The sequence below is a fragment of the Mesorhizobium sp. M7A.F.Ca.US.006.04.2.1 genome (assembly GCF_004022915.1).
Taxonomy (GTDB): domain Bacteria; phylum Pseudomonadota; class Alphaproteobacteria; order Rhizobiales; family Rhizobiaceae; genus Mesorhizobium; species Mesorhizobium ciceri.
In genome coordinates this window covers 1-460 of record NZ_RZQA01001646.1, presented here as the reverse complement: position 1 = coordinate 460, position 460 = coordinate 1, and the positions used below count along the sequence as shown (strand labels likewise).

Here is a 460-nt window from a genome sequence, read left to right as displayed (position 1 = left end):
GTTTTATAGGGACATCGTTACCGCGGAGTTATCGAGAGCTTAAGCAAATCTAAATTTTCATTTTTTCCACCGAAGGAAACCGGAAAAATCCGCCAAATCCGCCAAATCCGCGGGTTACGCCGGGCTACCCCTGAGAAAATTAATTATGCCGGAGAAATCGACGCCGCCATGTCCCTGGGCGTTGAACAAGGCATAAAGCTGAGCCGCTTCGGCACCAAGCGGCGTTACAGCACCCGCACCTTGCGCGGCTTCCTGGGACAATTTCAGGTCTTTCAGCATCAAGGCGGCTGCAAATCCTGGGTTGTAGTCCTTGTTTGCGGGCGAAGTCGGCACCGGGCCGGGCACCGGGCAGTAGGTGGTCAAGGACCAGCACTGGCCGGAGGAGGTCGAGGCGACGTCGAACAGCGCCTGATGCGACAGGCCGAGTTTTTCGGCCAGAACGAAGGCTTCGGCGACACCG

At 57.0% G+C, this 460-nt stretch carries 1 protein-coding gene; it reads right to left on the bottom strand.

Features of this window, described 5'->3' with window-relative positions; all coding sequences use genetic code 11:
- Positions 1-114 precede the first annotated feature (114 nt).
- The coding region (locus tag EN925_RS39205) for an NAD-binding protein (protein WP_164894856.1) at positions 115-460 on the bottom strand (346 nt) is incomplete at its 5' end.